The sequence below is a fragment of the Actinoplanes sandaracinus genome (assembly GCF_030009775.1).
GTDB classification, from domain to species: Bacteria; Actinomycetota; Actinomycetes; order Mycobacteriales; family Micromonosporaceae; genus Actinoplanes; species Actinoplanes sandaracinus.
On record NZ_JASCTH010000038.1, the window covers coordinates 93384 to 100343 of the forward strand.

Below are 6960 nucleotides of genomic sequence, written 5' to 3' on the forward strand. Positions count from 1 at the left end.
TCCCGCCGTCAGCGCGGCCGCCGGCTCCGGCCGGACCGGAGGCCCCCGCGAGGGCCTCCGGCGCCGGGAACCAGCCGCGCGGACTAGCGGCGGAACGGGCCGATCAGCTGCGGCAACGGGTTGACCGGGCCGGACGCCGCCATCGCGGCGGCCGGCGAGTCCGGGAACACCGCCGGGCAGTGGGCGCCCTTCGCCGGGGTGCGCCGTTCGACCAGGTAGGTGTCGATCGCGGCCTGCGCGCACGGGCTCAGCCAGTAGGTGCCGTGCCCGACTCCCTCGTAGGTAAGGAACGTGCTGCTGGGCAACTGGCTCGCCAGGCTGGTCCCCCACTGGTACGGCGTGGCCACGTCATACCGGCTGTTGGCGATCAGGATCGGCGGCAGTTTCGCCGAGGCGCGCAGCCGGTGCGGCGGGTTGGTGACCCCGTACGGCCAGTTCTGGCAGCTGGCCAGGTCGCTCCAGGCCAGCGGGTTGAACCGGGTGTGCGGGGCGAGCCGGTTCTGCGCCTTCTTCACGGCTCGCAACGCCGAGAAGGTGCCGACGTCGAAGTGGAAGTCGGAGCACATCACCGGCAGGTAGCCGTTCGGCCGGGGTTCGCCGCGCCCGCGCTGGGCCGGCGCGCCACTGCCGATGTAGATCAGGTCGTCGGCGAGCTGGAACCAGGCCGCCGGGTCGTAGAGGTACCCGAAGACCAGGCTGGGCAGGGCTTCCGGTATGAAGCTGTGGCCGTCGACGATCAGTTCGCCGGCCTCCGCCCGCGCGTACAGCTCGTCGAAATAGGCGAGCGCCCCGCGCTCGCGCAGCGCGCACCCCTCGGTGCGGGCGCACCAGGCGTCGAACTGCCGGAACGAGTCCTCCATCGCCAGCGACTCCCATTTCTGGTAGTCGGCGATACCCTGCGCGTGGTCCATGTTCGAGTCGAGGGTCATGGCGCGGATCCGGCCCGGGAACAGTTCGGCGTACTGCTGGCCGATCATCGTGCCGTAGGAGACCCCGTAGTAGCTGATTCTCTGCTCGCCGAGACCTGCGCGGATGGCGTCCATGTCACGGGCCACGCTGGCGGTGTCGGCGTACTTGACCAGGGGCCCGGTGAACTCCTCACAGGTCTTCGCCAGTGCCTTGTTCGTTTCGCGGAGCGCCGCGTACTCGGTCCGGTCCTCGGGGTGCAGGAGCGCGGCCTGGGCGACGATGGCGTCGCTGTCGCACTGCACCACGTTGCTGCGGGCCTGTCCGCGCGGGTCGAAGCCGATGATGTCGAAACGGTCGGTGATCGCCGTGGAGAACGCCTCTGCGGCGGTGTAGGCGAAGCTCACGCCGGACCCACCGGGACCGCCGGGGTTGATCAGCAGCGGGCCGAGCCGCCGGGCCTGGTCGGTGGCCGGCAGTTTCGCGAGGGCGAGGGTGACGGTCGGTCCGGCCGGCTTTCGCCAGTCGACCGGCACCTGGAGTTCGGCGCAGACCACCCGCTCCGGGGCCTCATCAGCGGGATCACAGGGGCCCCAGACGATCGAGCCGGCCGGCGCGGCGGCCTGGGCGACGGCCGGAACGGTGGGGCCGAGCAGAGCGAGAAGAGCGATCAGTGGTACGGCGGTGCGGCGCATGGGCGAACCTCACGGGTCGGCGACAGCAACGCGCCCCATTCAAGCCTGCCGATGCAAGAGCTGTCACGCCGCGCCAGCGGCGACCCGTTCTGCAGTAGTGTCAGCGCCTAGGCGCGGACGGCGCCGATCAGCACGGCGCCGACGTCGTCGACCAGGACCACGTCTCCTTGGAGGGGAAATAGCGGAAGAACGTGCTCGGCGAGACCTCGGCCGCCTCGGCGATTCGGGCGATGCGGTCGCGGGTCGGCGCGTTCCCTGCGAGCCGTTGCGGGCCTGTGTCACGATCTTGGATGGCGTTTCCCGGAACGGCTGCAGCGAAGGATCGATGAGGCGATGAAGAAGGTGCTGGGCTGGATCCTGCTGTTCCTGCTCGTCTTCTGGATCGGCACCAATCCCCGCCCGGCCGCCGAGACAGCCCGGGGCATCGGGGACGGGGTGGCCGCCATCTTCAGCAACATCGGCACCTTCTTCGTCGAACTCGCCAACGGCTGACGTGCGGCTGCTCTTCGCCGGGCTCGCCACCGTCGACCTGGTGCAGCGGGTGGCCCGGTTCCCCGGCGCCGACGAGAAGGTGCAGTCCGAGTCGGTGGACGTCGCCGCGGGTGGGCCGGCCGCCAACGCCGCCGTCACCGCGGCCGCTCTCGGCGCTCCGCTCGGCATCGAGGTCACCCTGGTCAGCGTGGTGGGCTCGCACTCGCTCGGCGATCTGGTCCGGGCCGACCTGGCCGCGCACGGTGTCACCCTGATCGACGCGGCGCCGGATTCGCCCGAGCCACCGCCGGTCTCCGCGGTCACGGTTCTCGCCACCACCGGCGAACGGACCATCGTCAGCCGCAACGCGGGCGGCCGTGCGGTCGCCGTACCGGCCGAAGGTCTTCTGCCCGGCGCGGACCTGACGCTGGTCGACGGGCATCATCCCGCGCTCGCGGTGGCCGCGGCGCGCTCGGCGCGCCGCCTGCTGGTGGACGCCGGAAGCTGGCGCCCGGTCTTCGCCGAGATCTTCCCGCACGCCGACGTCGTCGCCTGCTCCGGCGACTTCCGCCACCCGGCGGCCGACGGCGACAGCGACGCGGCGACCGCCGCCGCCGTCGCCGCGCCGCACGTCGTGATCACCCACGGCGCGGCGCCGGTGAGCTGGCACAGCGCGGCGCGCCCCGGGGAGATCAGCGCGGCGCGCCCCGGCGAGATGAGCGCGGCGCGCTCCGGGGAGGTCGCGGTGCCGCGCGTCAGGGCCGTCGACACCGCCGGCGCCGGCGACGCGTTCCACGGCGCGCTCGCCGTCGCCCTCGTGCAGGGTCGAGAGCTGCGAGAAGCCATCGGGTACGCGTCCCGCACGGCCGCCGTCCGGGTGGCACACGCCGGCCCGCGCGCCTGGCTCGCGCATCTGCCGTGATCAGCCCGCCGGACGTGCCGGCGGGCTGATCGGACGCCTCAGACCGTCTGGGCGAGCCGGTCGGCGAGGAGTTTCGCGAACCGGGCCGGGTCGTCCAGGTCGCCGCCCTCGGCGAGCAGCGCCGTGCCGTACAGCAGCTCGGCGGTGTCCGGCAGGGCCGGGTCCTCGGCGCCGCGCTCGTGCGCCGCCCGCAGCCCCGCGACCAGCGGGTGGTTCGGGTTCAGCTCCAGGATGCGCTTGACCCGCGGGCCCTCCTGGCCCATCGCCCGGTACATCTTCTCCAGCGCCGGGGTGACGTCGTCGGCGTCGCTGACCAGGCAGGCCGCCGAGGTGGTCAGCCGGTGCGACAGCCGCACCTCCTTGACCTGCTCGTCCAGCTTCTCCTTGAGGAATCCGAGGAGCGGCGCGAAGTCGCCCTCCGGCTTCTTCTCCTCCTCGTCCTTCTTCAGGTCGACGGCGCCGCGGGCGATGGAGCGCAGCTTCTTCCCGTCGAACTCGGGCACCGCGTCGACCCAGATCTCGTCGACCGGGTCGGTGAGGATCAGCACCTCGTAGCCCTCGGCGGCGAAGGCCTCCATGTGCGGCGAGTTCTCCACCTGCGAGCGGCTCTCGCCGGTCAGGTAGTAGATCTCCTCCTGGCCTTCCTTCATCCGCTCCACGTAGGCGGCGAGGGTGGTGGGCTCAGAGCCGTTGGTGGTGGCGAACGACGCGATCTCCAGGATCGGCTTGTGGTTGTCGGGCTCGGCGAGCAGGCCCTCCTTGACCGCCCGGCCGAACTCGCGCCAGAACGTCGCGTACTTCTCCGGGTTGGCGGTCATCATGTCCTTGATGGTGGACAGGACCTTCTTGACCAGCCGGCGCCGGATCATCTGGATGTGCCGGTCCTGCTGCAGGATCTCCCGCGAGATGTTCAGCGACAGGTCGGCCGCGTCCACCACGCCCTTGACGAAGCGCAGGTAGTCGGGGATCAGCTCCTTGCTGTCGTCCATGATGAAGACGCGCTTGACGTAGAGCTGCAGGCCCCGGCGGGCGTCCCGCTGGAACAGGTCGTGCGGCGCCCGGGACGGGATGAAGAGCAGCGCCTCGTACTCGAAGGTGCCCTCCGCCTTCATGTTGATGATCTCGAGCGGGTCGGTCCAGTCGTGGCTGATGTGCCGGTAGAACTGGTGGTACTCCTCGTCGGTGACCTCACTGCGCGGCCGCGCCCACAGCGCCTTCTGCGAGTTGAGGACCTCGTCGCCCTTGCGGATCGGGAACGAGATGAAGTCGGAGTACCGCTTGACGATCTCCTTGATCTTCCACTCGTCGGCGTAGTCGAAGAGCGCGTCGTCCTCGTCCTTCGGGCGCAGGTGCAGCGTCACGGTCGTGCCGACCGGAGCGTCCTGGGCGTCGTCGATCGTGTAGGTGCCCGCGCCCTCCGACTCCCAGCGGGTGCCGTGGCCCTCGGTGCCGGCCTTGCGGGTCACCAGCGTGACCTTGTCGGCGACCATGAACGTCGAGTAGAAGCCGACACCGAACTGGCCGATCAGCTCGGGGCTCTCCTTCGCCTCCTTCAACTTGGTCAGCAGCTCGGCCGTGCCGGACTTGGCGATCGTGCCGATCAGCTCCACGACCTCCTCGCGGGTCATGCCGATGCCGTTGTCACGGACCGTCAGCGTGCGCGCCTCGGCGTCGGACTCGATCTCGATGTGCAGGTCGGAGGTGTCCGCCTCGAGGCCGTCCTGCAGCTTCGCCAGGCGCAGCTTGTCCAGCGCGTCCGACGCGTTCGAGATCAGCTCGCGCAGGAAGATGTCCTTGTTCGAGTAGATCGAGTGGACCATCAGCTGCAGCAGCTGGCGCGCCTCTGCCTGGAACTCCAACGTCTCCATCGTCACCCTTGCCTTTGAAACATGCTCGGTCGTCATGTCCTGCCTTACGCCCTCGATCGTAGGACGCCCGCCCGGGCCTTCGGTCACCCGGCGTCGAACACCCTCCCCACCAGGCCTCCCGGCGTCAGGCCACCCGGCGGACCGCTCCCGCCGGCGCGGGTGGGACGGCGTCCGGGTGCAGGATCGCGGCGATCGCCTCGACACCGTCGATCAGGCGCGGCCCCGGGCGCACCACCAGGCCGTCGCCGTCGATCGCCCACACCGCGGCGCCCGGGAAGTGCTCGACCACCGCCTCCGCCTGCCGGACCGCGCCGTCCAGGTGGTAGCCGCACGGTGTGACCAGGACGATCTCCGGGCGCGGCGCTGCCAGTTCGGCCCACGAGACCCGCACCGACCGTTTCCCGGCCTGTGCGGCCACCGGCTCCCCGCCGGCCGCGGACACCAGGTCGGGCACCCAGTGCCCCGCCGTGAACGGCGGGTCCACCCACTCCACCACCGCCACCCGCGGGCGCGGCCTCCCGGCGACCGCCGCGCCCACCGCCGCGAGCCGCTCCCGCAGACCCGCGACCAGGTCCTCGCCCCGTTCCGGTACGCCCGTCGCGCGCGCCACCTCGGCGAACGTGCCGAGCACGTCGTCGAGCGTGTAGGGGTCCAGCGACAGCACCTCGGCCCGGCAGCCCAGATGCGCCAGAGCCTGATCCACGTGGCCGGACGGCAGCGCGCACACCCGGCACAGGTCCTGGGTGAGGATCAGGTCCGGGTCGAGTCCCGCGAGCGCGTCCGCGTGCAGCGTGTAGAGGTCCCCTCCGGCCGACATCTGCGTCCGCACGTAGTCGTCGATCTCGCCGGGGGTCATCTCGCTGGTGTCCCGCCCACCCACGACGACCGTCTTCGTCGACCGGGCGGCGGCCGGCTCATCACACTCGAACGTCACCCCGACCAGGTCGTCACCGAGCCCGAGGGCATAGATGATCTCGGTCGCGGACGGCAGCAGGGAGACCAGGCGCATACCCCACATTCTCCCGGCCTACGACCAAAGGTGGATACCGCATCGCGTACTTACCACCATGGACCGATGTGCCCGGCCGCTCCGGCCCGAAATGCTGAGGGCCTCGAAAACACCGGCCCTTCGCGGACCGCGGCCTTACGGAGACCGCAGCTTCGGTTCGGCCAACTCTGGGGGTACGAACAATGACGACGGCACCGGCGGCCCACGACGACGTGCTCGTTCTCGACTATCTGGCCGCGCTCTGGGCGGCGGCCGACGACCTGCCGCCGGAGACCCGCGACGATCTGATGAACACCGTCGCCGGCTACATCGCGATGCGCCGTGACCTGGCCGACGAGCCGGCCCGGGTGCTCGGCCGGTTAGGGCCGCCGGAGCAGCTCGTCGCGGCGGTGCGCCGCAGCGGCACGCCCACCCACCTGCGCCTGCCGGTCGCGCCACCGCCGAGGGCGGACCCCGATCAGGCCTCCCGGGCGGGCGGGTCCGAGCGGGTGGCGGTCGCGTTGCTCGTCGGCGGGTCGTTCGTGCTGCCGCTGGTCAGCCAGGCCGCCGCGCTGCTCATCGCGAGCATGTCGCCACGCTGGACGCCGGTGCACAAGGCCGCCGCCTGGCTGCTGGTCGTCGGCCCGCTCGCCGGGACGCTGCTGGTGCTGGGCGTCCTGCTCGGCGCCTCGGTCTTCTCCGGCCTCGGCGTCGTCCTGTTCTATCTGGCCTCGTGCACGGGCGCGGTCACCGCCGGTCTCACCCTCCGCGCCACCAGCTGACTCGCGCACCAGCCCACTCCGCGCCACCAGCGGACTCTGCGTCAGAGGCGCAGGTGAGCCGCGACCGGCAGGTGGTCGCTGCCGGTGCGGGGCAGGGCCCGGACGGCGGTGACGGTCAGCGCACGGGCCATCACGTGGTCGATGCGCGCGATCGGCAGGCCGGCCGGGAAGCTGAACGCGAAGCCGGACCCCGCGGTGCTTAGTGCTTCAGTTCATAAGTCCTTCGGGGGTTGACGGCTCGGGGCTTCGCTGGGGCCCGTTGATGATAGGGCTGATGAGGACGTCGCAGACGAAGTCGAGGGCTTCTTCCGTGGTGCCGCTGAACCAG

General features: G+C 71.3%; 7 protein-coding genes. 3 read left to right on the plus strand and 4 right to left on the minus strand.

Annotation, left to right across the window (positions count from 1 at the left end):
• Nucleotides 1–83: 83 nt before the first annotated feature.
• Together QLQ12_RS40765 and QLQ12_RS47255 are read right to left on the minus strand one after the other, a co-directional pair.
• A complete protein-coding gene (locus QLQ12_RS40765; RefSeq protein WP_282766384.1) occupies nt 84–1601 on the minus strand; it encodes an alpha/beta hydrolase in 1518 nt (505 codons plus the stop codon).
• A gap of 127 nt (nt 1602–1728) precedes the next feature.
• Nucleotides 1729–1893 (minus strand): helix-turn-helix domain-containing protein, encoded by a 165-nt coding sequence (locus QLQ12_RS47255; protein ID WP_407651693.1) that lies wholly within the window; start codon nt 1891–1893, stop codon nt 1729–1731.
• Between the two features lie 41 nt (nt 1894–1934).
• Between QLQ12_RS47255 and QLQ12_RS40770 the strand changes: the two genes are divergently transcribed.
• Entirely contained in the window at nt 1935–2093 is a 159-nt protein-coding gene (locus tag QLQ12_RS40770) for a hypothetical protein (protein ID WP_282766385.1), read from the plus strand.
• A 1-nt stretch (nt 2094) separates the two neighbouring features.
• Entirely contained in the window at nt 2095–2994 is a 900-nt protein-coding gene (locus tag QLQ12_RS40775; protein WP_282766386.1) for a PfkB family carbohydrate kinase, read from the plus strand.
• A 38-nt stretch (nt 2995–3032) separates the two neighbouring features.
• Here QLQ12_RS40775 and htpG read toward each other — a convergent pair whose 3' ends face one another.
• The gene (gene htpG / locus QLQ12_RS40780) at nt 3033–4868 is read right to left on the minus strand and encodes a molecular chaperone HtpG (protein WP_282766387.1); all 1836 of its coding nucleotides are present in this window, start codon (nt 4866–4868) and stop codon (nt 3033–3035) included.
• Between the two features lie 118 nt (nt 4869–4986).
• Nucleotides 4987–5871 carry an ABC transporter substrate-binding protein gene (locus QLQ12_RS40785; protein ID WP_282766389.1) on the minus strand — a complete coding sequence of 295 codons (885 nt, stop codon included), beginning with the start codon at nt 5869–5871 and terminating at the stop codon, nt 4987–4989.
• Nucleotides 5872–6053: 182 nt separating this feature from the next.
• Here QLQ12_RS40785 and QLQ12_RS40790 point away from each other — a divergent pair, with 182 nt between their 5' ends.
• Nucleotides 6054–6632, plus strand: coding sequence for an HAAS signaling domain-containing protein (locus QLQ12_RS40790; RefSeq protein ID WP_282766390.1), 579 nt, complete (start codon nt 6054–6056; stop codon nt 6630–6632).
• Nucleotides 6633–6960: the final 328 nt, after the last annotated feature.